This window comes from Zhurongbacter thermophilus, assembly GCF_026184435.1.
Classification (GTDB): Bacteria; Coprothermobacterota; Coprothermobacteria; order Coprothermobacterales; family JAADFF01; genus JAADFF01.
Genome location: NZ_CP046447.1, coordinates 388,256 through 414,187 on the forward strand (window position 1 = coordinate 388,256; position 25,932 = coordinate 414,187).

The window sequence follows — 25,932 nt, forward strand, 5'->3', positions numbered from 1 at the left end:
GTATGTAAGTAGTGGATTTGTTGACAGCTGCAGGATGGTCGTTTTTGCGTATGTTGATAGCCTATGTGCTATCACTTCTTTTTGCTATTCCTTACGGTCTTGCAGCTGCGTCTTCTAAAAAGCGTGAGAGGTGGATGATTCCTCTCATAGATATTCTTCAATCAGTTCCTATTGTCACTTTCTTTCCTGTTGCTATATTGTTCTTCGTGAAATTAGGTGGCGGTGGTCGTATCGGAGTAGAAATGGCCTCTATCTTTCTCATTTTTACATGTCAGGTATGGAATCTTGCATTTTCAGTCTATGAGACCATGAAGACATTTCCCAGAGATTTGTTATATCTCGCAGATGCCTATAAGCTTCCACCTCTTACCCGTATCAGATACTTTTATATTCCGGCTATGGTTCCCGGGCTTGTCTATAATAGTATGATGTCGTGGGCTAATGGTTGGTATTTCTTGATAGCATCAGAGATTTTTTCTGTAGGCTCTGAAGAGTATAGGCTCCCCGGCTTGGGAACAGAGATTATTACTAACTTGGAAAAAGGTAATATTTGGGGACTGGTTTTAACACTTGCTGTGCTTATAGCGATTGTTCTCTTTATGCAGTTAGCCATATGGAATTCTCTGCGTAAATGGGCAAAACTATTCGAATACAATTATGAGCCCATAGATATTTATAAGCCTCGTTTTGTTGAATGGATTGAAGAGATCTCTTATAGATTACGCTTTGAACAGCTCTTTTATGGAGCTGCCTATGGGCTATGGACATTCTTTAGAAAAAAATGGGTGAAACTTATTGTTAAATCATTACTGGTTATTCTTGGTGTGTATGCTGTGTACGGAGGATATCAATTTGTCATGTGGTTGATTTCTCCTATGCCTAAAGGGATCTCCGAGATATTTCCTGCTTTGGGAGTAACAACCTTGCGTATTTTTATAGCGTATCTTATTAGTTTGGTTTTGGTTCTTATCCCTGGTTACTGGGTATCCAAACATAGGGAGAAATCTGCTAAGGTTGTAGATATATTTATCACGTCAATTGGTGTCCTTAGCAGTATTCCAGCTAGTGCCTTTTTCCCGCCTATTATCCATATCATGGTGAAATATTTTGGCAGTATGGAAGTTGGTGCCATTTTTATCTATGTAACAGCTATGGTTTGGTACATTATGTACAATGTCCTTCTTGGCGCTGTTAGCATTCCTATGTCGTTGAAGAATTTAGCTCAGGTATTTAAAATTCGTGGAGGCCTATTTATACGCACGATATTTATTCCTTCCATCTTCCCATCCCTTATAACTGGTAGTATAACCGGTTGGGGTGGTGCATGGAATGCTTCAGTTATAGCAGAATATATGGTGTTTTCCGGTGAAGTGCTTGCCGTATTTGGTATAGGTTCGTTTCTTGTGAAAAATCTTACGGCAAACCCTAAACTGATGATGTGGGGTGCTATCATAATGACTGTGTATGTTGTTCTTTTAAATAGACTGGTGTGGCAACCTTTATATAATTTGGCAGAGCGGAGGTATAGGCGTGGTGAGTGGTAAGAGAAAAGTGATTTTAAAAGCAGATAATATATCTAAAGTGGTGGAGGAAAAGGGGAAAAAGCTTGTAATATTTGATTCTATATCATTTGAGATTCGCGAAAAAGAAATTGTTTCTATTCTTGGTCCTACAGGTTCAGGAAAGACAAGTATTCTTAATATGGTTGTTGGTCTTGAAAAACCTACTGCAGGAGAAATTTTTTATAGGGGGGAACCCCTTGACAGTGAAAGGCACATTGTTCCTCTTATTCCCCAGCAACCGATATCTCTGCCATGGCTAACTGTTCAGGAGAATATAGAGGTTGTATTAGAGGCTAAGGGCATACCTCTTCGTCAACGTATTAGAACGGCACTGAAGTATATCGATCTTATGGGACTCGATTCCTTTGAGGATACATATCCCAGAGAGCTGACCCTTGCAATGCGACAGAGGCTTTCATTTGCCAGGGCTTTGTCGGTAGAGGAGGAATTGCTTGCTATGGATGATCCCTTTACCACCTTGGATTCTCTGACAGCAGAGGACCTCAGAGAAGAGTTTATTCGTCTGTGGTTAGAAAATCAACTTGTTGTTAAGGGCATACTGCTTACCACAACTAATGTCGAAGAGGCTGTGTATTTCTCTGATAGGGTCTATGTCCTGTCTCGAAGACCGGGTAGGTTGCTTGATATTGTAGATATTAACATGCCACATCCAAGAGACAGAGACAGCAAAGAATTTGCCGATATTATGGATCATATATATTCTGTGCTTTTGGCCTTATAATTATCCTATCTTAATTTCTTTGAGCTTCTTTATGCGCTCGTCAGCTTCCATGTATTTCTTTTCTAAGAGATTCCAGTATTCTTCATAACTACTGGCTTCTATGGCAAAGGGAACCATGAGGTGAACTTCTGTACCGGTTTTCATAGCCAATCCTCCGGGAACAAACAAAGTTTTCATTTGAGGTTTTATACGAATAGGACCTTCGTCAAGTGCACCAATAAAGTTTTCTCGTCTGGGTAGTATACCCAACTCTCCATCGACCAATGTTAGGGAGATAAAGTTTGCTTCTCCCTCAAATATAACGCCTTCAGGTGAAGAGATAATGAGTTTCATCTACAACACCTCTTTGATAGAGCCTATCATATAGAGATCACTTTCTGAAAGTTTGTCTGCTTTACCCTCAATAACTGCCTCAAATGACGAAAGGGTTTCTTCTAATGTGACATATTTGCCAGGTATGCCGGTGAATTGCTGAGCAACATGAAATGGCTGAGATAGTAGCATTTGTATTCTTCTTGCTCTATGAACAATAATACGGTCTTCTTCGCTGAGTTGCTCTAAACCGAGTAGCGCAATAATATCTTTTAGCTCGTTGTATCTGGCAAGAAATCTTTTTACCTCTGATGCCACTGTGACATGTCTTTCTCCTACTATGTCGGGATGAAGCATTTTGGACGAAGATGCTAACGGGTCTACGGCAGGGTATATGCCCATTTCTGCGATATGTCTTGATAAGACAACCGATGAGTCAAGATGTCCAAATATTGTTGCCGGTGCCGGGTCTGTTATATCGTCTGCTGGCACGTAGACAGCCTGTACAGCTGTAATTGCTCCATTAATTGTTGAAGAAATGCGTTCTTCAATGAGGGCCATCTCTGTAAATAAAGTGGGTTGATATCCTACGGCTGATGGTAATCTACCCAGAAGAGATGACACTTCCATGCCCGCTTGAGCATATCTGAAGATATTATCCATAAAGACAAGTACCTCTTTGCCCGTTTTTTCGAGGAGGTATTCTGCCTGTGTCACTGTTGTAAATGGTGTGCGCAATCTTACACCGGGAGGTTCATTCATCTGTCCAAATACCATAATGACTTTGTCAAGAACGCCCGATTCTTCCATTTCTTGCCACAGTTCCTGTCCTTCTCTTGTGCGTTCACCGATACCACCAAATACAGAGTATCCACCGTGTACACTGCCAATATTGTGTATGAGCTCCATAACAAGCACTGTTTTACCTACACCTGCACCACCAAATAGACCTATTTTCCCTCCTTTGGGAAATGGAGCTAGCAAATCAAGTGCTTTAATACCTGTTTCTAGAACTTCTGTAACAGGTAGTACCTTTTCAGGCTCGGGAGGTTTTCTAAGAACGCTACGCTCCTGCTCTCCTTTAATAGGGCCTCTATCATCGAGAGGCATACCCAGTGGGGACATAACTCTTCCCAGTATGGATTGACCTACAGGGACTGTTAGTTCCTTCCCTGTTGCCTCTACGGACATATTTCTATGTATACCTTCAGTTGGTCCTAGTGCTATTGTTCGTGCTTGTCCTTCTTCAAGTATAGTTCTTACCTCTAGTGGTATAAATCCACACATGATAATTTCATATACTTTAGGTGTATAGTCTTCAAAAGCCACATCTACAACAGGACCATGAACGGCCACAACTCTACCTATTTTCTTCTCCACCGATAATACCCCCTATGGTATCAAGTAATTCTCTGGTTATGCTTTCTCCTCTTATTCTGCTAATTTGTACCTGAAGATTATGGGACATTTCTTTAGCTTGTTTTTCAGCCCTGCTCATAGTTATCCATCTCATGTTAAATTCAGAGAATGCAGCGGTATAGAATGCTCGGAGCATAGCTGCGTATATAAACATCTTCGCTCCTTCATTGACAATGTCCGTAGCATTGGGTATAAATTGGAAACCGAGCTTTTTCTCTTGGGCAGATGCGAAGTTAAGTGGTAATAAGTTTTCTATCTTAGGTTTTCCTTTTCTTCCTGCCTCGGACTCTATATAAACAAGGGTTAATTGGCTTAGGGGAATGGTAAGTATGTCCATGAAAAATGCTGATACAGTGCTGATATCAGGGTCAGAATACATACCGCCTATTTTTCCATCGGCTTTAATACCTATGCGACCAAGGATATCTTCTCCCATTGCACCAATAACAAATATGTAGTCTTCATTTTTTATTTGGAGTTTTTGGGCCATTGATAATATATCTTCATTGTACGAACCACATAGTCCCATATCGCTGAAATATAGTACTATAACCCTTGGATTGGTTTTAGGAGGATTGATAAGAGGGGAATTTTCTAAAGCTTCTTTGGGAACATGGGGCAGAGCATGTTCCACAAGTGATCTCAATTCTTCCGTATATGTATATAATTTTTCTCTGTCTTTTTGCCTGAGTGCCATTTTACTGGAGGATAAAATTTGCATGCCTCTGGCAAATTTGTGTAGAAGATCACTTGTCTGTTTACGTTTCTTCAGATCTCTAAGACCCTGCATAGACACCACCTATAAATTCCTTCCAAAGGTCAACTATTTCTTGCTTGGTCTTATTATCTATTTCTTTGTAGATATCTATATGAGGTTTTTGCTCTAAGCCTTTGATGTAGTTATAGAAATTCCAAAGAAGCTCATTGACCTTTTCTTCTTCTATTTCGTCAAGCAAACCCTCTGATAGAAGTACTAAGGCTATCACTTCCTCTTCTGGTGTAACAAGCTGGTGTGCTTTTTGTTTTAGCACTTGTACTGTACGACGGCCCCTGATTAGCATCTTTTCGCTCTTTTCATCAAGTTTTCCACCAAATTGCACAAATGTTGCAAGCTCCTCATATCGTGCAAGGTCAACTCTTAGTTTTCCTGCCAGTTTCTTAATGGCCTTATATTGGGCAGAACCGCCAACACGAGATACAGATAGTCCTGGATGCACCGCAGGTCTTCTACCTGCGTTAAATAGGTTGGCATCTAGGTATATTTGTCCGTCGGTAATGGATACAAGATTAGTTGGTATGTATGCAGAAAAGTCTCCCAGTTGTGTTTCGCATATGGGAAGAGCTGTAAGGCTCCCACCACCATGTTTACTGTTAAGTTTAGCGGCTCTTTCCAGAAGTCTTGAATGGGTATAGAAAATATCGCCAGGATATGCCTCTCTGCCCGGTGGCCTTCTCAGTAGTAGGGAGATTTCTCTATAGCTAACAGCGTGTTTAGATAAGTCGTCATATATAACAATAACCTTTTTGCCCCTATACATAAACCATTCACCGATAGATGTTCCTGCGTATGGAGCCATAAATCTTAGCACAGGTGAGTATGCTGCTGGTGCTGCTACGATAACGATTTGATTCATTACACCATGTTCTGTGAATGTCTCTATTACACTACTAAGGTCTGATTCTTTTTGTCCTATGCTTACATATACACCTATAACATCTTTGCCTTTTTGATTTATAAGAATATCTATGCCAACAGTCGTTTTGCCCGTGGCTCTATCGCCAAGTATAAGTTCTCTTTGTCCATGTCCTATGGGTACAAGCAGATCTATGGCATAGATACCTGTTTCTACAGGCTCGTTCACCTTTGCCCTCCACGATATAGGCGGTGCTGGTCTCTCCATAGGAAGATATTCTGAAGTGGCAACAGGCCCTCCACCATCGAGTGGATTACCAAACGGATCGATAACCCTGCCAAGTAATGATTCTCCTACGGGTACTTCTGGTTCTTTTCCTGTTCCGTATACCTTCATGCCCACATTGGCATCTTGTTCATCAAGCAGCAATATACCAACTTCACCACGTCTTAGTTCACTAACAATACCAATCTTACCGTTTTCAAACCGCACAATTTCCCAGTAGCCAACCATTGATAGACCATCGGCCCATGCAATGCCATCACCTACACGGAGTACCGTTCCAGATGTATATGCTTTGGCCAGAAACGGTCTGTGTTTGGTTCGTCTCAGAAACTCTTCAATAATGCTCATATCCTATCACCTATGGCTTCGGATATGTATCTATTTAGTGTTGCATCAAGAACATAGTCTTTATATACAAGCCTAAAACCAGATATGATATCGGGATTTACCTTAATACCAGCGATGGATACTCCAATCTCTTCTAAGCATTGCCTAATCTCTTTTTCTTCTTCTGGTAAAACGTACCAAGGGAGTTCGAGAATGATACCTTTTCCAGCTTTAAAAGCATATTGCTTAATATCACCGGCAAATCGTTTAAAGAGCATTTTTAGTAGGCATACTTGGCTACTTGTACCGAGAAAGTTATTTAGGATGTTTGTTGTTGATATGGTAATAATCTTCCCCACTTCTTTCGTTGCCTCTTCTATAATGCGAGCAGCCTCTGCATGTGCAGCATTAACTGTGTGTTTGTATACAGTGTCTGCTTTTTTCTGGGCTTCTTCTAATAGTTTCTTCTTTTCTTCTTCTATTTCTTTTTCCATGTGCTCTCTCATAGCCTCGAGTTCGGCTTTAAGCCGCTTTTTCTCTTCTTCGAGTTTGGCGTATGCTTGTTTTATTTCCTCTTCCCGTTTACGAAGTTCTTCATCCTTTTTCTGCCATTCCTCTTTCTTTTTGCGAATGATATTTACCAGTGGACCAAAGAGGTAGCGTTTAAAGATAATGTATAGTAGTAGCAGATTAAATATACTGGCAAGAAGAGTTATCCAGTTAATGCTAAAGTCCATATGCATAACTCTTCTAACCTCCTATCAATTTTATGAACGGGTTGGCAAACAGTAGCACAAGGGATATGGCCAGTACATAAATAACCAGAGATTCAATAAATGCAAGTGCCAAAAGTAACATTCTATTGATATCTCCTGTTGCATCAGGTTGCCTTGCAACTCCTTCAACAGCCTTGGAGGCAAGCATACCCATTCCTATGGCCGCAAGACCGGCGGCAATACCCAGTGGAAAAGATACGGCAAGAATTGTTGCTACAAGACTACTCATTGTGAGCACCTCCTTCTTCAATCATGGCACCGAGATACACAAGTCCCAGTGTAAAGAAAATATATGCCTGTATAAACCCAGTGAATAGTGATAGTGCTATCATAGGTACAGGTAAAGCAAATGGTGCCAGTAGCGCCAATATTGCTACAACAAGATGTTCACCACTAACATTGCCATAAAGACGAAGAGACAGTGATACAACGCGAGTTAGGTGTTCCAGTATGTTTAGTGGAAACATCCACCACATAGGTGCAAAGTATATTTTCAGATATTTCTTTACACCGAAATGTCTAATAAACCACGAGTGAATCCATAATAACATCCCTATAGCAAGGCCTGCTGTGACACTTATATTGGCTGTTGGGGTTCTGAAAGGTATATCCAGAGCTTCAAACACTGTACCAAATAAGTCTCCAATCCAGTTGGAAGTCAGTATAAAAATAAAAACAGTGGTTAGAAAAGGCATGGCTTCCTCGGCGTACTCCCCGAGAAAACTCTTACCGTAGTCTACAATCCAATCCCATATAATGTGTAGTACGGCAGAGGATGTGGAAGTTGGTTCTTTCTTTGCCGTATTCATTAACATAAAGACCATCAAAATGAGAAATAGAGATATAGTTGACATTGAGATAAGTAAAGCAAGGGTTTCTTCTGTCGTAAGCCATCCCTCCTATTTGTCTTTTTTCTTCATAATTTCCCTTATAAAGATATCAAAGGATATGTATATGCCAAGTGATACAAAGCCCAATGTAAACATAACACCAGTATGTAACCATACATCAATGTAGTGGCCTATAAGAAAGCCTATAATCATACCACTGAGTAAGGTGATACCAAATCCATATGCACTAGAAAAGTGTGCCCAGATTTCTTTCCATTGGCTTTCTTTCATTGCCTGTTTTCGTTTTATTTCTTCCTCTTTGATAAATCGTCTTGGTCTTCGTCTTCCCATTTTATATCACATAGATATTCTACTCCTAATACATAATGATGTAAAATGTTAAAGCGTGCGAGGTGATGAGCAGGTGGATTTTGGTGTGATAGAAACAATAACCGTGAAAGGGACTCATTATGAGATGGGGCTGCTTCAAGGCGAATATTTTCGCGATGAAATTAGAAAGGCCGCAGATGTGCTTCTTTCTTTACCTTCTTTGAAAGCTCTAAAACCTAAGTGGATGCCTTCTTCTGTTTTTAAATATGTTTCCGGTAAAAAGGTGTGGAAGCCTTTTGCTAAATATATGAGATATACCCCTGATGTTTGGATGCGATTTGGGGGATTGGTATCGGGTAGTGGTGTGTCTAAAGAATATGTGGCTTTCCTCCATATGGGAGAGGTGCTTCTTAACCGAGCCACATATGATGTACCTGTTGATGCTTGTACAGGTATAGCCCTACTACCATCAATGATGGGTAAAACTGTTGTCATAAAAAACTTTGATTATCCTCCTGAGATACGTCAGTTTAATCTTCTTAGGAAATCGATACCTAATGATGGTATTCCATCTATTGAACTGACTAAAACTCCAGTTGCCATATCTCATGATGGTATGAATGCCGAAGGCCTTGTTGTGCTATACAACTATGCTGCTTCTATTCATAGTGCCGAAGATGGTCCCCTATTAGGAGCTCTCGTGCAGCATGTTCTAAATGCAGCACATAGTGTTGATGAGGCAGTGGAGATTATTATGAGATATCCTAAGGCACCCAGTGCAGGTGTTTTCCTTTTGGCAGATAAGAAAGGGGCACTAGCTATAGAGATTTCCCCTAAGAGGAAGATGATAAGAGAGCCTTATGAGAATCTATTCGTACTCAATACCAATCATTATCAAATTCATCAGATGAAAGAGGACCAAATACCGGAAAATGCCGTATTCCGCAGTGGCCCAATGAGGGGTAGGAGAATATTAGAAAGTTCCTTTGCAAGGTATGAAAGGGCTATGAGGTTGCTGACAAGGGGAGTTCATGATCTTGATGATGCCTTTGCCATTGCCAGAGATCATGGTGAAGAGGGAATACCTAGTAATAACACTATATGCAGACACGGGGAGCCATCCTCTGCAACCATAGTGTCTGCCATCTTCATACCAGAAGATGGTGTTGTTTACTATCGTGGTGGTAATCCTTGTGAGGGCCCGTATGGGCGTATAACATTTTAGTGTAAAACACAATTTTTATAAAGGAGGTGTGCCAGCATGAAAAAAGAGCTGGGCGTAGCACTAATTATTTTAGCCCTTATTGTGGGCTTTGTTGTAGGTATGGGGTTTGGCAAACCTGTTGCACCTGCTCCTCAGCAGAATCAGACGGCTGAGGTAAAAACTGCTCCTGTAAAGGATATTGCTATTTTACTTATTGGTGATTTACACAGTCAGGTATTTCCGTTTGACACCAAGGTAAAAATTACAGTGGGAGATAAAAAGGAGAAAGTGCCTGTAACTGATGGCGGTATTGTTCGTGTAGCAAGCTTGATAAAGGGCGTCAGGGCGGTCTCAGATGGCACTCTTGTCTTTAATGCAGGTGATCTGTTTGCAGGTCCAATCTTTTCTACCTTTAATGGTGAGCCAGAGGTTAAAGCTATGAATGAAATAGGATTTGACGCTATGACTATTGGTAACCATGAATTTGATAAAGGTATACAGGTTATGGTTAATGCTCTGAAAAATGCTAAATTTCCAATAATTAGTGCAAATTTGAAGACTACAGATGAGCAGCTGAAGAATCTGGTAAAACCATATATTATTAAAGAGGTTAACGGAGTCAAGTTTGGTATTTTTGGCCTGATTACTCCAGATCTTCCTCGTATTAGTAATGTAGGAAATGCTGTTACAGTTGAAGATCCTATTGCTGTTGCTAAAGAAATGGTAAAGAAACTTAGAGACGATGAGAAAGTTGATGTTGTTATCGCACTTACTCATGTGGGAACTCCTTTAGATGAGAAGTTAGCTAAGGAGGTTCCAGGCATAGATATTATTCTTGGTGGCCATACTCATGATATTGTTTATGAAAAGGTTGGAAATACTATTATTGCTCATGCAGGAGCTAAGGGAAATGTAGTGGGTTATTTGAATATCAAGGTTAAGGATGGGAAGGTTGTCGACTCCAAGTGGGCACCTGTGTTTATGGGAGAAGATCCAGAGACAGAGTATGTTCTTTTACCTTACAAAGAAAAGATGGATGAGATATATTCTGCAACTATAGGCTATACCAAGGTTGATCTCGATGCAAGAAAGGTTACGGTTAGAACCAAAGAATCTAATCTCGGTGACCTCATTACCGATTCTTGGATGGAGTACTTCCCAGAAGCTGATCTTGCTATCACCAACGGTGGAGGTATAAGAGGAGATAGAATTTATCCTGCCGGTGTTATTACATACCAAACTTTGCTTTCTATTCATCCATTTGGTAATACTGTAGTTGTTACCAAACTCACTGGTAAAGAATTAAAGGAAGTCTTTGAAATTTCTGGTAGTGCTCTAAGGGTTAAAGATGATGGTTGTGACGATTCTAATCGTGCACCTACCGGTGGTTTCTTGCAGGTTAGTGGTGTAAAGGTTACATATGATCTGTCGAAGGCTCCATTCTGTGCTGAGTACGATGGTAGAACTGTCAAGAAGATTATTAACCCCGGTGAGCGTGTCAAAGAACTTCTGGTTTACAACAAGAAGACAGGAAAGTATGAACCTGTTCAGGACGATAAGACATATACCGTTCTTATTAACTCTTGGATGGCTGGTGGCGGTGACGGTTATTATATCTTCATGGACAAAGATAAATCAGATTCCACACAGACTATTCCAGATGTGCTTATGTATTACATCAAGAAACACTCTCCAATTGCACCAAAGGTTGAAGGCCGTATTATAGAGGTTGGTGGGACTCCTCTTTGGAAAGACTAATTACACTATATGCTTAAAAAGGCGGGGAATATTTTCCCCGCCTTTTTTGTTTTTGGTAAGATATACATATACGATGCACCGTATAGGAGGGTGAGGGTTATGGGATTTATAGCTTTTATGACAGATTGGGGATATACACATTATGTTGCACAGGCTAAAGCTGTTGTATATAGGGTATATCCCCAAGCAGAGATAATAGATATTACACACAATATTCCACATTTCGATATTAGGGCAGGCATGCATGTACTCTACCGTATACATAAGGATTTTCCTGATGGTTCCGTGTTTTTGGCCGTGGTTGATCCTGGTGTTGGTACACAGAGGAGGGCTATTTTAGGAAAGTTTGGTAAATACTACTTTGTGGCACCTGATAATGGCATCATGTCAATGATACTGAGAGATTATCCAGATGCTGAAGTGTATTCTATTGAGAATAGAAAATATTTTTATCTTAAAGAACCCACTTATACATTTCACGGTAGAGATATCTTTGCCCCTGCTGCAGCCCATATACTGGCTGGGGTGCCTCTTGATGAATTTGGTCCTAAAGTGGATGATCCTGTAATGCTTGATGTTTTCAAACCCAAGTGGGATGGTAGACATCTGAAAGTCGAAGTGGCATATGTTGATGATTTTGGAAATGTTCAGCTGTACCTCAAAGATTTACCATGGGATGAGAAGCAATATCCACAGGTATGGGTTAGGGGTTTTAGGGCAAAACTGGTAAAAGCCTATGGTGATGTGCCCGCTGGTACTATGATTTTCCATAGAGAGAGTAGTGGATTCTGGGAACTTGCTGTTAGTGGTGGTAATGCTGGTGAGGCACTGAGGGTGAAATCTGGAGATATTATTGAGATTATTCCTGTTGATTAATCTTATGAAAACTTGGAGGAGGGAGCCGGGCGGGCATATGCCCGCCCTTCTCTATTTTGATGCGGGGATTACTATATCTTTCAGATATTCAGGAATATTAGTGATATCGCCTATGTACTGAGGTGGGTTAATGGCAGGTTGTCCATTCTGCTCAAGGATGTCAAGTCCTTTTGTTAGAATAAAATGCAAGAATTTTTCAGCAAGTTCTTTATGAGATGCGTTGTTTAATAGAGTTATACCGTATACAATAGGTTTGCCATATACAATGTATTTGCTTCCATCGGGTTTCGTTAGAGTTATACTTGCTGTTTTATAGAAGTCTGCATATTTTATAGATGATAGATTAATCTGCTCGGGCAGGGTGATGTATTTGAAGTGATGCTGTCTGGCCACAGACTCATATATCCAGAAATAGTCAATATTGCCTGTTTCTAGGTCGGCAACAAGATCTACTTCTTTTGGTCGGATTACTGTACCAGGGTGTTCTTCCAGAGTTTTGTATAGCCCAGGTTTTTTATAGTATTTTTCTGCAAGTTGCATAACCAGTACGCTTCTATATCCACATGGGTCAAGTTCTGGATCTGAGCGACCCATTCTAACATCTGATCGTGATAATATTTCATACCAGTTATTTCCATTAATTTCATTAGAATACTTGCTGTTGTCTGTATACGCTATTACAATGGCATTTTTGGCGAACAAGATGTTGAAATTGGCAAGCTTGTTGGGAATGATAAGATTGTTTATAAGAGAGTAGTCGGCAGAGGCATATATGTCAGGGACAGGTTGTCCCTGCTGACTTAGGGTAATAATCTTCTGGGCGAGTCCCTTGCTACCACCGGCAGAAAGTTTCACTGTTACACCGGGATATTCCTTTTGAAATGCATCGGCTATTGCCTTGAATGGAACTGACAGAGAACCTGCATGGAAGACTGTAATTTCTCCTGTTAGTTTATCATTGCTGTTTGTTGTTGTGCTACTCTGAGTGTTTGCAGCAGTGCCATTTTGTGTTGTGGAGGCTCCACATGACACAAAGGATAATGTAAGAGTAAACATAATAGCAAACACGAAGATTGCTTGCAAGAACTTTTTCATAACTAACCCTCCTTCAATAGATATATGTTTTCAGGTGATATTGAGAGGGAAATGTTCCCCCCTTTTTTAACATCTTCTTGGTTAGACGTTTGCCATATGAGGGTAATGTTACCGGTTTTGATAAGCACTTCCATATGGTGAGGATATTTGACGATTTCTATTATTTGGCCTTTAATTAAACCTGTTTCATCTTTTTTAATATCACCGGGATATATGCCTACATGGGTATAGTCTGATGTATTGACTAAAGGATAAATATGATTCCATATTTCTATAGGAAAAATATTTTTAATACCTATCATTTGGGCAAACCATATATCTTCTGGATTTTTCCAGACATTTTCTTTGATATCGTATTTCACGAGTTTACCATTTTTTATAATGGCGATGTAATCGGCTAATGTATATGCCTCTTCTGGCGAATGGGTTATAAGTATTGTTGAAAGATGGAATGTATCTTGAATGTGCTTTATGGTAGCTATAACCTGTTCTTTGGTAACCATATCAATGGCACTGAGAGGTTCATCAAGCATGAGTATCTTAGGCTTTGTCACCAAAGCCCTTGCCAATGCAACCCTCTGCTTTTCTCCACCACTGAGCTCGTGAATGCGCCTATCAAGTAGGTGTTCTATGCCTAAATTTCGTGCCACATCGTGTATAGACATGCCTTTTTCTTTTCGCCATCTGAGAGGATATACAATATTACCTTTTACCGTGTAGTGGGGAAATAGGCTAAGATGTTGATATAGCATGGATATATTACGTTTGTGGGGTGGCAGAGAGGAAATGTCTTTTCCATCCAGTAATATTTCCCCCTCTTTATGTTTTCTGACTCCGGCTATTATCTCCATTAAGGATGTTTTACCGGCTCCAGTAGGCCCTATGATAGCAAGATGCTTACCCTCTGCCAGAGAGAATGATATCTCTTTTAAGGAGAAATTGCCAAATGTGGCTGATATATTCCTGACCTCAAGCATCCTTACCACCCCACAGCCTGATGGTTATGAATATAACGGCTGACATGGTCATTGTGATAACAGCAACGGGTATAGATTTTTTTAATCCAAAGTTGTTAAATAGCTCATATACCATAACTGGAGCTGTTTTAGGATAGTATGAAACCATTACAACAGCCCCAAATTCGCTAACGGCTCGAGCCCATGTCTGAATTGCCCCTGTGATCAGTCCGCGAAGGCCTAAGGGTAAAGTTATTGTCCAAAATGCCATTAGGGGAGAAGCCCCCATACTCATGGCTGCCTTTTCAAGACCATGTGGAACACTTTTAAATGCGTCATATGCTGCATTGATAAAGTATGGCACACTAACTATCCACATAGCTAACACCACACCTAGCATTGTTCCAGTAATGTAGAAACCATGGTCTGCAAAGAATTTTCCAATAGGGGAGTATTTAGGAGAGAAAGTTAGCAGTATAACTACGCCTCCTACTGAGTGTGGCACCATGGCCGGTATGTTCAGTAATGTTAGCCATAATTTGCGAGGTTTTAGTACGTCTCTTGCTAGTGCATAACCTAATGGAATGGCAAATATTGCAGCGAACAAAGTGGCATATGTTGCTCCTAAAAAGCTATTTTTTAGGGCATCCAGTACATCTGGGTTTGTTAGAGCATGCCATAGTTCAGAGGGGGTTGTATATATGGAAAGGCCCAGAAATGGTAAAAGGATAATAAAGGCGAGTAGGGTGGCGAAAAATCTGAGCACAACTGTCCCCCTCCTTTCGATACATATAATCCCCGGGGGCCAGTGTGTAAAGGAATTTGATACCCCTTTGCACACTGGCAGGCATGCAGGTTTCCCCACATACCCTAACGGCACGGTAGCCTTAGGCGGCTGCCCTTAGGCCTACCGGCTCGGGGTTGTATGTATTATATCAAATCTGCCTTATTTAGGGTTAAGGTTATAATGAAGATGGTGATGTCTGTGTGGTTGTGGAATAAATATATTTATCAGGGATATGTTAGGAAGTTGAAAGATGGTATGCTATTTGATCCTTGGGTGGTCCATCTGGGTTCTTTATATATGTTTTTTTCCGGAGACGAAGAAGATGCTATATCTACTGTTAGGGTGGCTCTAAGTTTTCAAGCCACACCACTTCTTGTGCGCACGCTTGGGTTTTTAGAAGGGATGTATAGAGGAATTGAAGGGGTTTATGATGTGTACAGGCGGTATTTCCGTAAGATCTTTACAGAAGGACAGGATGTTTCTTATTATCAGTGGGATATTTTGTTGGCAGGTGATCTGGCTTTTTATATGGGACACGATGAAAGAGGATGGTTTTACTACAAAAAATTCCCACAACCTCATTCAGAATATATGCTTCGTCGAAAAGCCCGTTTATTTTTTGAGACTTCGCCTAATGATAGTAAGACATTGTATGAAATGCTTGTAAAAGAGAAAAAGAAACTGAGTTTAGGAGACATGCTTCGCTATGCTTATCTTCTTGGTCCTATTGATGGAAGAGCGTTTTTAAACAAGATTGGACAGCAAGAGCAAATAGAGATTTTACTGTCGCTTCCCGATAAGGATTTTGACTATATTATCGAATACCTTAAGAACTTGGAAGAGGCCCCGGTTTTTGAAGGTACTCTTACTGCTCGTAAATGGCGTTCGGAATATATTGCCTTGTCTGTTGAGGTTCTTGCACATCTCCTTGGCGGTGTTTACATGCCATGGTCGGACATGATTCTTCGCAGGCATGGTTTTCTCAAAGATAAATTAAAGATTCCATATTACTTATGGGATAGTGGCTATGCGTATGAATATCATTATGCTTACCTACCTCCGTGGTGGAGAATGGGAGTTGAATATTTAGAATATATATGGGGAGTGAGAATTCTCGTTTTGTCTCGTTCCTCTGCTGGCAAGAGACGTTGTATATGGGGAAGCCGTCATATATGTGCAAATATTGTCGATAGATATGATCGTTTGGCAAAGCCTATAGTAGAGGTGTGATAAGAAAAATGGCAACCGTTGTGATAAAAAAAGTAGAAGGGGAGAATGAATTTCAACATATCATTCCAAGGCTAACGGAGATACTTTTTTCTGCGTATCAGGAGTTTCCTGAGTATGGTGTTGAAAATGAGGCGGAAGCAGAACGTTACCTATGGTGGCTTTATAGAGCTGATCCTGATGGTATGTTTCTTGCTTATGTTGAGGATGAAATAGCAGGTTTTATTGCTTCTCACAGTCAATGGTGGGATAAATATATTGGTGTATTTGTGGGAGAGATTCACGAAATATCTGTTGATAGTGCTTTTCATGGAATGGGGATAGGTAGCCGCCTTATGAAAGTGGCGGAGGATTATTTTGTGGAGAATAAAAGAACGGTTGCAGGTTTATGGGTAGGTGTGAAAAATGATACTGCTATTAGATTTTATGAAAAGCGGGGGTATGTAAGGGCAGAAGTTAGAGGTCCTTGGCTGAGAATGAGAAAATATCTTGGAGGGGTTACTGGTGGCTAGAGATGTCATTGGTGAATCTGTTAAACGGTATATTCAAGCATTTGATGGTGTTGGAGAGACACTTACTGTAAGAGAAATAGCACAAAGAATCAATGTTTCTGAATGGGCTGTTTATAGGGCTTTAAAAGTTCTTGTTGAGAAAGGATATGTTAGGGAATCTCAGATGTATAAGAGTGGTAAAAGGGGAAGGCCTATTAAGACTTATACACTTACGGAAAAGGGCCATAGATTGAGAAAAGCGCTTGGTGGAGCAGTAGACGTTGCGGAAATTAGAGTTATGTTGCAACCAGCTTTTAGATTCTTGGATGACAGAAATCTTGTAAGATCTATAGCTGTTTTAGAGAGATTTCTTAATGATAGACGCAAGAATATAGTGGAGCGAAAGATTGCTCTATGTATGTGGGTTATATATCTTATTCAGTTTTCCAAGGATATGCTAATGATGCCGGATATATCAGATCTGAGGGATGATATTATTTTCAATGTTCTATTGTCTGAAGATGTACCCTCTATAGTAAAGGCTCGTTCTTTCCTCGGTTTAGTATGGCTGGTAATGCCGTACATTGGTAGTGTCAGGAAATTGGTAAGAATACCGGCAGAGATACAGATGTCAGATGATGAAATACTGGGATATGTTTATGTCAACTGGGGTAAGTTTGAAGAATTTGTATTTTCAATATATAAAGAGAGAAAAGGGTAATGGGAACTTCCCATTACCCTTTTATGATAGCCAAGCCTCCTTTAATTGTAAGCATGTCCAGCAGATTATATAAGTTATCGATCATAAATCGAGTGTACAGCCCTACAATGTGTTTTGATGTTGCCAGGGAATTGGCCTCTGAGTAGTTACTCATAACATTTTTAAGTTGTGTAAGAAGTAGTTCTGCTTGGTATCCTGATGAGCTAATAGATACAAATGTGTCAAGTATTAGTGGATATTTCCCTTCTTTCTCCAATTGCTGATTGATAGATTTTATCTGAGATATTTCCCAGCTGTATAACTTATCAAATGCTAATTTGTCTACTTGGAGTTCCGAAACTATAGTATCTGTGGTTGTCGGTGCCTTTAAAAGGATGCCTCGGCTTATATCTGTGTTTTCGCTTAAAAAGTCGGCAATGCCTTTGCTTTGTGCTGTTAGATATAAGAGATAAAATGCATCGGCGTCAGATTGAGATGCTACCTTCTTGTATCTTTCATAGTTGCTTGTTAGCCTATTAACAAGAATACTGCCAATTGTATTGGCTGCCAGCTTATACTTTTCTGTTATCTTGGTGGATATCTTACTCATTTCAGATAGTCCCTGTGTAGAAGTGGGATTATCTGGTAGAGAAATATCTAAAGATTGTTCTATATCTTTCCATGTATTGTTGCAGCGTTTGATGAGTTCTTTTCTTGAAAAGGTTGTGTTGTCGTTGATTGAATATTCCATTTGTTTAAGTGTAGATAGTACTTCTATACCAACACGTGCATATTCAGATGAATAGAGCATAAACATCATTGTGCTGTTATTTATGTTATTTAGCGTTACATCTTTTGATTTGTTTTCCAATATGTCGTTGGCGTTTTTGTACATATTAGTAGTGATATTTTTTAGATTGTATATTGACATGTATGTTGTTCCTATGTCTAGAACAATAGAGGAGCGTTTGGTATCTTTTATTTCTAGCAAGGATTTAAGTTCATTGTATGATGATTCCCATGCTGCAGCTTTGTCTCTAATAAATTCAACCTTACTTTTTGTAGATGTTTTTTCTTCTACTGTCTTCCAATCAATTAGTGTATATGCACCAGCTCTTGCCCTAACAAGTGCGTCAATGCCGGATATTGAAGAATTACCCATATCAATAGTGCCACTAACACCCTTTCCACTTTCTATGAGCTTGTTGAACATACTAAGATATCCCATAGACATAGCGTAAAGTCTGTCTTCTAATGTGGAAGATGCATTGTTCATAATCTCTCCTGCCTGATGTTCATCTATAGTACCTATCTTTTTCCATTGTGAGGTTTGTTTAAGCATGGTTAGTGTGTCAGATGCATACTGTCTACCCCATATATACATAGGCTCGGTAGCCTTGATGTTATCTAGAAAAGTTTTATTATTTTCGTAAATATTGGCTATGTTTTCCGTTTGTCTCTGTATAGCCATAAGTGCTTGGTAAGTTTCAGAATTATATTGGCGATTTGTTGTTTGGCGATGACCTACTGGTAGGAACACCCACACAACGCCAACAATTAGTGATAGTGAAACAAGTATTATTAAAAGTTTTTTGCCTCTTTCGTGCATATTAGCTTACTCCTCTCTATAGGCTATTTCTCCGTTTACGATAGTAAATTTGACTTTATTATATGGGTCTAATATACTGCTTGTGGTAATAATGATATCTGCGTCTTTACCTTCTTTTAGAGAACCTGTTCTGTGATCTATCCCCAATATCTTAGCTGGGTTTATGGTTAATGCCTTTATTGCATCTTTTTCGGGGAGTCCTGCTGCAACAGAATAGATAGCCATTGTTGGCAAGTGTTGAATAGGAACAACAGGATGATCCGTCATAAGAGAGAACAAAATGCCTCTCTTGGCTATTTCTCTTGGTGTTTCGAATGAAGCATTGGCAACTTCAGGTTTGAATCTATCTGTCATGTATGGGCCAAGGATTACGCCAACAACAATGCCATCCTCATAGGCTTTTTTAATGTAGTCGGCAATGATATGCCCATCCATGACATGATCGAGGGTAATTTTGATATTGAATTCCCTAGCTATGCGGATGGCACGAGATATATCATCGGCTCTGTGTGAGTGCACCTTTAGTGGTATTTCCCTTTTCAGAACAGGAATAAGGGCTTCCCATTTACCGTTCCACTCGGGCATTTTAGATAAATCGTCTCCCGCTGCTTCTTTTTTCTTCATGTACTCTAGTGTTTTCTGAAATGCCTCTCTCATGAGGTATGCCTCGGCCATTCTTGTGTATGGCATAGTGTTTCTCGGTCTGTACACCATTTTAGGGTTTTCACCAAATGCAGCTTTCATGGCAACGGGATCTTTAACAATCATGTCGTCTATAACATCTCGTTTGAGTGTTTTTAGGGCAACAAAGGTTCCTCCCAGAACATTGGCAGATCCTGGACCTGTTGCAACGGTGGTAATTCCAGCTTTTCTGGCGTCATCAAAACACATTTCTCTAGGGTTGATACCATCTACTCCACGCATTTGTGGGGTGATAGGTTCAGACATCTCATTGACATCGTCCCCCCTATCCCCGATGATTTCCTCATAGATGCCAATATGGTTATGGGCATCTATGAGGCCGGGCCAGGCATGAAATCCTTCTGCATTGATGGTAAAATCTGCGTCCTCAATGATACTTTCTTTCATCATGGCAATTTTTCCATCTTTGATGAGAATGTCTCCTTTAAAGTCTTGCCCCTCCGCAGTGTGAATCATGGCTCCTTTGATGAGAATTGTTTGCATAAAAAACACCTCCCTATAGTATTGATAGTTTTGTTATTATCTCACTATAATCTTTGAGACTATCAAATATTCCATTATATTCATCAGAGTTCCATATATATATGTGCTTGTATCCTGCAAGTACCATCGACTTTAAACATGCTTCGTCTACTGATATTCCTATGGTATTCCTGAACATACCAGGAGGGGGAACATGGGCAAATGCGAGTGGTGATGGTGGAATAAAAGACATTGAAGAAGATACAAGCAAATTATCAAACAGATAAAGAAAACCACTTATGGACAGAAGTTCTCTTATGTACTTTTCTGCTTCATAATCCATACCTACATAACCGCTAATGATTATATGTTTTTCTCTTTTCAGCTTTTCTAAGGATGACACGAAAGCATAGTCTACTTGGGGTGGGTATTCAAGTAAGGTTTCGAACCACAAAGGATATATAGAAGATACTTCTCTGGTATTGATGTTTAAGAAGGAGAGTACAGTGGCTAACTGGTGTTCTGGTGATGGAACTTTGAAATGTCTTTTGTATCGTTTAATAATTTCATCTAAGTACTCAATAGCTTTTTCTGCTTTGTTAATATGAACACCGTAGACCCTCGAGAGTAAATGTATCCTTTCGTGTTTTCTTTTATTACGAGCTTCCTCCTTATCGTTCCAAATAGTGCCTAAGAGGTCTAAAAGTAAAAAAGTATCAAAGCCCAATCTGGTCAGCCACCTCTTGCATGGCTTTGAGTGTGATGTCAATGAATGTTTCAAGATCTACCCCAAATTTTTCGCAGGTTTTTATAAGCTCGCGATTGGCTCCGGCAGCAAATCGTTTTTCTTTAAAGCGCTTTAGTACACTCTCGGTTTTCAGATCTTTGATTTTTTTACTGGGAAGAACGAGTGTAGAGGCTACAATTAGTCCTGTTAAGGGGTCAACTGCTCTTAGCACCTGTCCCATTAGGCTTTTAGGTTCTACACCATGGGCTTCGTTGTGGGTGTAGATAGCCCAATATATTTCCTCATCATCTATCCCTAATTCATCTCGAACAATTTCTGCACCTCGGATAGAATGTATGTTAATATCCTCTGTTTCCCCAAGATCTATATCGTGAAGAAGACCTGCTATTTCCCATCTCTGAGGATCTTCACCGAAATACTCTGCCCATGCTTTCATGGCAGCGGCGGTGGCAATCATGTGTTTAACGAGATTCTTCTTGGGAACCCTCTTTTTGATTTCTTTTAGTCCTTCTTCGTATGAAATCATCTTAATCACCTCTTCCACATTTTATCATTTTTGTGATACCCTATATATCCTAAGTCTAAAATCTCAGGCTTTGCTACAATTATACTGACTGATGTAAATTGAGAGGTGATAGTGGTGGGAAATACATCGCTTCGAAGAAAGATTTGGGAGACATTTATCGGTTATTTATTCCTTTCTCCAGTTATTATTATTAAGACCCTGTTTACATTTGCCCCATTTGTATTTGTTATCTACATGAGCTTCTTTGCGTTTGATTCTGTGCATATGACACAACCTAGTACATGGAAACCTGTTGGCCTGAGAAACTATGTTTACTTTCTCGTTCCTGCGTCTTCAAGAGTTGAGACAGGTCAGTTGAACATTACCGCTACATGGGAGGATAGAAACATTACTGTCGCTGGGAAAATTGGAAAGAAAGAGGTTTCTGGTATATTAGAATCTTCTGTTCCCGCTAGTGAAAAGATTATTCTTACCTTTACTGGTTCTATCTCATCTGATCCCAATAATTTTGGTACTATGAATGTTTTCATCAAGAGTAATACAGATAATTTACCCAATACTACTATAACTGGTAGTTTAGCTGTGGGGAAAAGGATATATACATTGTCCAACAGTAGTATAGAAGATGGATATATAACCCTTGCCGGTAAGTATGGTGAGGATATAGGCTTTGACCTTGCCGGTATTGTGAATTCCGATAGGCCGGCTATTGGTGGTGTGCATGTTAGCTCTGGTGCGGATCTTTTTTATAAATCTCTATGGTTTACTGTGAAATATGTGCTTTGGGAAGTGCCTATTCTCCTTGTTGTTGCTTTATTTGTGGCTATTCTGCTGTGGGGAAGACTGAAATACCTTGATTTGTATAGAACTGGTATCTTCTTTTCTTATGTCACACCGGCTGTTGCTACTGCTTTGATGTGGAAGGCCATGTTCTACAAGGATGGTTTCTTCAATCATATCCTACAGGCTATGCATTTACCTGTGCCAGGTATATCAACGGCTGCGGGACATGTGACTATGGCATGGTACCAAGTGATGCCTTGGGCTTTTTGGACATTGATTATTTATAGTGTTTGGAAGGGTCTTGGTTTTAATTCTCTAGTATTTTTGGCAGGTCTTATTAATATTCCTGAAGAGCTTATGGAAGCTGCCCGTGTGGATGGTGCCAATGAATGGCAGGTATTTAAAAGTGTTGTATTACCACTTCTATCTCCAACGATCTTTTTCCTTACCATGATTAATCTTATAGGGGCATTCAAAATATTTTCTCCTATACTTGTGTTGACTGGTGGTGGACCTAATAATGAGACAACTTCTATGGTCTACCTTGTGTATCAACTAGGTTTCCAAGACTTTGATTTTGGTAAGGCAGCTGCGGTTTCTGTGATACTCTTTGTCATCATTTTCATTGTGTCATTGCTCCAGAAGTATATTGGCGACAAAGTGGTTTTCTACGCAGGAAAGAAGGGGTGATTGACTGTGAAGGGCGCATTTAAATGGGTGAGATATTTACTGCTTACAATAGTACTTGTCATTAGTTTATTTCCTTTTTATTGGCTTGTGATGGTATCATTTCAGGCTAATCCTGAAGAGGAACTAAAGTTGACCCCTGATACAGGTGTTTATGTAGTGGAAACTTATGATAAAGATGGTAACCTCTTGCAGAGATATACCTATCCCAAAGAAAAGATCTCCGAAATGCCAGAGTATTTCAAAAATAATGATGGGAAGATTTTATACATAAAAAGAGACGACGATGGTAATGTGAAATTTGTCAAAACTTATCCTTCTTGGGATAAAGTGCCTGCGCGTTTTAAAGATGAGGCAGTGCTTGTGAAAGTAAAAAAAGAATCTATATATCTTGGAAACTATAAGGATGCGTGGAGTCAGGTAAAGAAATGTTATACTGACCCGAGAGAATTGAAATCATTGGATCCCCTTCTCCATAAAACATGGATGGATAGGGCTTTTAATGGTCTTTATAATATCATCGTAAAAGGAATCAATGCTGTGTTTGGGACACATATCAATCCTTACTGTATTACTTGGGGTAGATATTTTTACAATGCCCTTGTTCTTGCTACATTCCAGACAGTAGCTGTTGTGCTTGTATCTCTCCTTGGCGGATATGCGTTTGCAGAACTACATTTTCCTGGCAGAGATGCCATATTCCTCCTGCTTATAGGTACAATGATGATTCCCGGTCAGGTACTTCTTGTTCCAAGTTATACCATTATTAGTAAACTGGGATGGATGGATTCATATATGGCACTGACCATACCATGGATTGTCAGTATCTTTGGTATCTTCCTTATGAGGCAATTTTTCCTCTCTCTGCCACGCGATTATTGGGATGCCGTTAGAGTAGATGGCGGTAATCGTTTCCATTATCTCTTCTTGGTAGCATTACCTATGGCTAAATCTTTTGTAGCTACCATAGCTCTGCAAAGTTTTATTGGTGCATGGAATGCATTCTTATGGCCGTTTATTATGACCAGCCACAACGAATTCATTAGGCCTATTGAGGTTGCACTTGCCACATTTATGGGAGAGCAAACACAACTAGGACCACTAGCTGCGGCATCTGTTATAGCTATTGTTCCTGTTGTTATTATGTTCTTCTTTGCTCAGAAGCAGCTCATTGAAGGTGTTATGAAAGGTGGTCTTAAGGGGTAATAATATAAATGGAGTTGTTGTATCCTTTAAGTACCACCTAATATAAAAAGGAGGTGTACCGTATGAAGAAATTTATTACCATGTTGCTGGCAGTAACTATGGTTCTTACTATGGGTATTGTGGCTCCTGCATTTTCTACCCATAAGGCCAATGCTGCCAGTGTAGTAAAGATTGTTCTTCCTACAAAACCTGCAGCAGATGGAAAGTATTACATGGAGGTTAATGGAGAAAAGAAGGTTTTGGATGCTCCACCATTTATTTACAATGGTAGAACACTTGTTTCTGCTAGATGGGTGACCGAAGCCCTTGGTGCTAAACCTGCTATGTGGGATCCCAAGACAAGAGTTGCCGTTTTTGAGATGGATGTTGAGGGAGAGACCATATCTATCACTGTTCAGGACAAGGGTGATCAGTGGGTAAAGACCCCTCTTGGTAATGCTAAGGTGTTTTCTAATGAAGTTTATGTAAAGAATACCTTTGTTTCTGATAAGCCTGTTGCTGTAGTTCTTGATGTTCCCGCAATGAATCCAAAGAAGATTGGTCGTATTTATGTTCCTCTGAGATTTGTATCTGAAACATTTGGTGCCGCAGTTACATGGGATGCCAAGACCAAGTCTGTTGTTATAGAGTGGAATAAAGATAGCATTGTTAACCCAGTAGAGGTTACATTCTGGCATGCCATGAGGGCTAAGCTTGGAGATGCCCTTAATCAGCTTATTGATGAATTCAATATTACACATCCATATATTCTTATTAAGCCTGTTGCCCAGCCTAACTATGGTACTCTGTCTCAGAAGCTTTTGGCTGCTATTTCTGATGGTAAGCCACCTGTCATGGCACAGGCATATGAGAACTGGGTAGACCAGTATCTTAAAGGCGATATTCTGGAGGAAATGGGTAAATATATTGATGGTAAGGTTTCTGGTGTAGATCCACTCTATAAGGGTGACAGAGAGGATATTTTCCCCATCTTCTGGAAAGACACCTATCTTAGTGGTAAGCAGTACATGATGCCATTTAACAAGTCTCTGAGAGTTCTCTATGTTAATTCTGATGAACTTAAATCTCTTGGTGTAGAGGCTCCGAAGACATGGGAAGATCTTGCTGCCATTTCTAAGGAAATTACCGAGCAGACAAATGGTCAGAAGAAGGGTATTGCTGTTTATGTTGGTGCTGAGCTTTGGTACTCCATGGTACATGCATTTGGTGGTAAGGTTATGAATGACGATCTTACTGCATCTATGTATCCAAAGTATCCACAGGCATGGGAGAAGGCATTTGGATTCTTTAAAGACCTTATTGACCAGGGTTATGCATACATTGCTCCACCAAACTATGGTGACCAGAAGGAATTTGGTAAGGGCAATACCATTTTCTACATTGGTACAACAGCAGGTATCACATATGTTGACAAAGCTGTTGGTGGTAAATTCCACTATGATGTCTATCCACTACCAGGTGGAGCTATGACTGTTGAGGGTACAAACCTTGTCATGTTCAAGGGTTCTGAGATTACACCTGAGCAGCAGAAGGCTGCTTGGACCTTTATCAGATGGTTGACCTCTCCAATTCCACAGGCAAAGTGGTCTATGGCTACAGGTTACTTCCCAATTAGACAGTCTTCTTGGAAGCTTGATATTTATCAGGAGTATCTCAAGGATAATCCTTGGAGAAATAGATTCCTGCCAATATTCGAGGGTAAAGTTAGTGGTTATCAGCTTCTTATTACACCTGCAAGCAGTGCATGGGGTAAGGCAAGAAGAGATGTTAGCAACCTTGCTTCTCAGGTTCTGAAAGGACAGATTACTCCTAAAGATGCTGCTCAGCAGCTTCACAATAAGCTCCAGCAGTATATCCAGGAAGAAAATCAGTAATTGATGAAATATTCTGATACTAAG

General features: G+C 40.0%; 26 protein-coding genes and 1 riboswitch. Of the genes, 11 read left to right on the forward strand and 15 right to left on the reverse strand.

Translation table 11 applies throughout. From position 1 onward, the window contains the following. The first annotated feature begins 11 nt into the window (after positions 1-11). Both GM182_RS01730 and GM182_RS01735 read left to right on the forward strand, forming a co-directional pair. Positions 12-1,544 carry an ABC transporter permease subunit gene (locus GM182_RS01730; protein ID WP_449186880.1) on the forward strand — a complete coding sequence of 511 codons (1,533 nt, stop codon included), beginning with the start codon at positions 12-14 and terminating at the stop codon, positions 1,542-1,544. Beyond that, positions 1,531-2,304 (forward strand): ABC transporter ATP-binding protein, encoded by a 774-nt coding sequence (locus GM182_RS01735; protein WP_449186881.1) that lies wholly within the window; start codon positions 1,531-1,533, stop codon positions 2,302-2,304. Before GM182_RS01730 ends, GM182_RS01735 begins: the two co-directional genes overlap by 14 nt. Here the strand turns inward: GM182_RS01735 and GM182_RS01740 are convergent, their stop codons facing one another. The 8 genes from GM182_RS01740 to GM182_RS01775 are packed head-to-tail and all read right to left on the reverse strand — an operon-like array spanning position 2,305 to position 8,238. Continuing rightward, positions 2,305-2,637 (reverse strand): F0F1 ATP synthase subunit delta/epsilon, encoded by a 333-nt coding sequence (locus GM182_RS01740; RefSeq protein ID WP_449186882.1) that lies wholly within the window; start codon positions 2,635-2,637, stop codon positions 2,305-2,307. Next, positions 2,638-3,996, reverse strand: a complete 1,359-nt coding sequence (gene atpD / locus GM182_RS01745) for a F0F1 ATP synthase subunit beta (protein WP_449186883.1) — start codon at positions 3,994-3,996, stop codon at positions 2,638-2,640. Next, entirely contained in the window at positions 3,977-4,825 is an 849-nt protein-coding gene (locus GM182_RS01750; protein ID WP_449186884.1) for a F0F1 ATP synthase subunit gamma, read from the reverse strand. Before GM182_RS01750 ends, atpD begins: the two co-directional genes overlap by 20 nt. Then, positions 4,812-6,302 carry a F0F1 ATP synthase subunit alpha gene (locus GM182_RS01755; protein ID WP_449186885.1) on the reverse strand — a complete coding sequence of 497 codons (1,491 nt, stop codon included), beginning with the start codon at positions 6,300-6,302 and terminating at the stop codon, positions 4,812-4,814. Before GM182_RS01755 ends, GM182_RS01750 begins: the two co-directional genes overlap by 14 nt. After that, positions 6,299-7,024 carry a F0F1 ATP synthase subunit B gene (locus GM182_RS01760; RefSeq protein ID WP_449186886.1) on the reverse strand — a complete coding sequence of 242 codons (726 nt, stop codon included), beginning with the start codon at positions 7,022-7,024 and terminating at the stop codon, positions 6,299-6,301. The genes GM182_RS01755 and GM182_RS01760 overlap by 4 nt, the downstream gene beginning before the upstream one ends. 7 nt (positions 7,025-7,031) lie before the next feature. Beyond that, on the reverse strand, positions 7,032-7,286 hold the full coding sequence (atpE, locus tag GM182_RS01765; protein ID WP_449186887.1) for an ATP synthase F0 subunit C: 255 nt from the start codon (positions 7,284-7,286) through the stop codon (positions 7,032-7,034). After that, on the reverse strand, positions 7,279-7,911 hold the full coding sequence (locus GM182_RS01770; RefSeq protein WP_449186888.1) for a F0F1 ATP synthase subunit A: 633 nt from the start codon (positions 7,909-7,911) through the stop codon (positions 7,279-7,281). The genes atpE and GM182_RS01770 overlap by 8 nt, the downstream gene beginning before the upstream one ends. A 45-nt stretch (positions 7,912-7,956) precedes the next feature. Beyond that, positions 7,957-8,238: an AtpZ/AtpI family protein gene (locus GM182_RS01775; protein ID WP_449186889.1), complete on the reverse strand. Its 282-nt coding sequence runs from the start codon at positions 8,236-8,238 to the stop codon at positions 7,957-7,959. A gap of 85 nt (positions 8,239-8,323) precedes the next feature. Here GM182_RS01775 and GM182_RS01780 point away from each other — a divergent pair, with 85 nt between their 5' ends. The 3 genes from GM182_RS01780 (at position 8,324) to GM182_RS01790 (ending at position 12,055) form a co-directional block, all read left to right on the forward strand. Beyond that, positions 8,324-9,442, forward strand: coding sequence for a C45 family autoproteolytic acyltransferase/hydrolase (locus GM182_RS01780; RefSeq protein WP_449186890.1), 1,119 nt, complete (start codon positions 8,324-8,326; stop codon positions 9,440-9,442). 36 nt (positions 9,443-9,478) lie between these two features. Continuing rightward, a complete protein-coding gene (locus GM182_RS01785; protein WP_449186891.1) occupies positions 9,479-11,179 on the forward strand; it encodes a bifunctional metallophosphatase/5'-nucleotidase in 1,701 nt (566 codons plus the stop codon). Positions 11,180-11,278: 99 nt separating this feature from the next. Beyond that, complete coding sequence (locus tag GM182_RS01790; RefSeq protein ID WP_449186892.1) at positions 11,279-12,055, forward strand: SAM hydrolase/SAM-dependent halogenase family protein; 777 nt, start codon at positions 11,279-11,281, stop codon at positions 12,053-12,055. Positions 12,056-12,106: 51 nt separating this feature from the next. Here GM182_RS01790 and wtpA read toward each other — a convergent pair whose 3' ends face one another. From wtpA to GM182_RS01805, 3 genes are read right to left on the reverse strand one after another with little or no spacing between them, the layout of a single operon-like run. Further along, positions 12,107-13,150 (reverse strand): tungstate ABC transporter substrate-binding protein WtpA, encoded by a 1,044-nt coding sequence (wtpA, locus tag GM182_RS01795; protein ID WP_449186893.1) that lies wholly within the window; start codon positions 13,148-13,150, stop codon positions 12,107-12,109. A 2-nt stretch (positions 13,151-13,152) separates the two neighbouring features. After that, positions 13,153-14,127 carry an ABC transporter ATP-binding protein gene (locus tag GM182_RS01800; protein ID WP_449186894.1) on the reverse strand — a complete coding sequence of 325 codons (975 nt, stop codon included), beginning with the start codon at positions 14,125-14,127 and terminating at the stop codon, positions 13,153-13,155. Beyond that, complete coding sequence (locus GM182_RS01805; RefSeq protein ID WP_449186895.1) at positions 14,120-14,872, reverse strand: ABC transporter permease subunit; 753 nt, start codon at positions 14,870-14,872, stop codon at positions 14,120-14,122. Before GM182_RS01805 ends, GM182_RS01800 begins: the two co-directional genes overlap by 8 nt. Positions 14,873-14,918: 46 nt before the next feature. Beyond that, positions 14,919-15,039: riboswitch (molybdenum cofactor riboswitch) on the reverse strand. Between GM182_RS01805 and GM182_RS01810 the strand changes: the two genes are divergently transcribed. From GM182_RS01810 to GM182_RS01820, 3 genes are all read left to right on the forward strand, one after another. Beyond that, positions 15,032-16,123: a hypothetical protein gene (locus tag GM182_RS01810; protein WP_449186896.1), complete on the forward strand. Its 1,092-nt coding sequence runs from the start codon at positions 15,032-15,034 to the stop codon at positions 16,121-16,123. (Overlaps the previous riboswitch by 8 nt.) After that, on the forward strand, positions 16,120-16,632 hold the full coding sequence (locus tag GM182_RS01815) for a GNAT family N-acetyltransferase (RefSeq protein ID WP_449186897.1): 513 nt from the start codon (positions 16,120-16,122) through the stop codon (positions 16,630-16,632). Before GM182_RS01810 ends, GM182_RS01815 begins: the two co-directional genes overlap by 4 nt. After that, positions 16,625-17,332, forward strand: a complete 708-nt coding sequence (locus GM182_RS01820) for a helix-turn-helix transcriptional regulator (protein WP_449186898.1) — start codon at positions 16,625-16,627, stop codon at positions 17,330-17,332. The genes GM182_RS01815 and GM182_RS01820 overlap by 8 nt, the downstream gene beginning before the upstream one ends. A gap of 13 nt (positions 17,333-17,345) precedes the next feature. Here the strand turns inward: GM182_RS01820 and GM182_RS01825 are convergent, their stop codons facing one another. The 4 genes from GM182_RS01825 to GM182_RS01840 are packed head-to-tail and all read right to left on the reverse strand — an operon-like array spanning position 17,346 to position 21,358. Continuing rightward, positions 17,346-18,920, reverse strand: a complete 1,575-nt coding sequence (locus tag GM182_RS01825; RefSeq protein WP_449186899.1) for a hypothetical protein — start codon at positions 18,918-18,920, stop codon at positions 17,346-17,348. A 6-nt stretch (positions 18,921-18,926) separates the two neighbouring features. Next, the gene (locus tag GM182_RS01830) at positions 18,927-20,105 is read right to left on the reverse strand and encodes an amidohydrolase (RefSeq protein WP_449186900.1); all 1,179 of its coding nucleotides are present in this window, start codon (positions 20,103-20,105) and stop codon (positions 18,927-18,929) included. A gap of 13 nt (positions 20,106-20,118) precedes the next feature. After that, on the reverse strand, positions 20,119-20,811 hold the full coding sequence (locus GM182_RS01835; RefSeq protein WP_449186901.1) for a hypothetical protein: 693 nt from the start codon (positions 20,809-20,811) through the stop codon (positions 20,119-20,121). Continuing rightward, positions 20,801-21,358: an HD domain-containing protein gene (locus GM182_RS01840; protein ID WP_449186902.1), complete on the reverse strand. Its 558-nt coding sequence runs from the start codon at positions 21,356-21,358 to the stop codon at positions 20,801-20,803. The genes GM182_RS01835 and GM182_RS01840 overlap by 11 nt, the downstream gene beginning before the upstream one ends. A gap of 114 nt (positions 21,359-21,472) precedes the next feature. Between GM182_RS01840 and GM182_RS01845 the strand changes: the two genes are divergently transcribed. The 3 genes from GM182_RS01845 (at position 21,473) to GM182_RS01855 (ending at position 25,908) form a co-directional block, all read left to right on the forward strand. Continuing rightward, on the forward strand, positions 21,473-22,831 hold the full coding sequence (locus GM182_RS01845) for a carbohydrate ABC transporter permease (protein WP_449186903.1): 1,359 nt from the start codon (positions 21,473-21,475) through the stop codon (positions 22,829-22,831). Positions 22,832-22,837: 6 nt separating this feature from the next. Further along, the gene (locus GM182_RS01850) at positions 22,838-24,034 is read left to right on the forward strand and encodes a carbohydrate ABC transporter permease (RefSeq protein ID WP_449186904.1); all 1,197 of its coding nucleotides are present in this window, start codon (positions 22,838-22,840) and stop codon (positions 24,032-24,034) included. A 62-nt stretch (positions 24,035-24,096) separates the two neighbouring features. Next, complete coding sequence (locus tag GM182_RS01855; RefSeq protein WP_449186905.1) at positions 24,097-25,908, forward strand: extracellular solute-binding protein; 1,812 nt, start codon at positions 24,097-24,099, stop codon at positions 25,906-25,908. Positions 25,909-25,932: the final 24 nt, after the last annotated feature.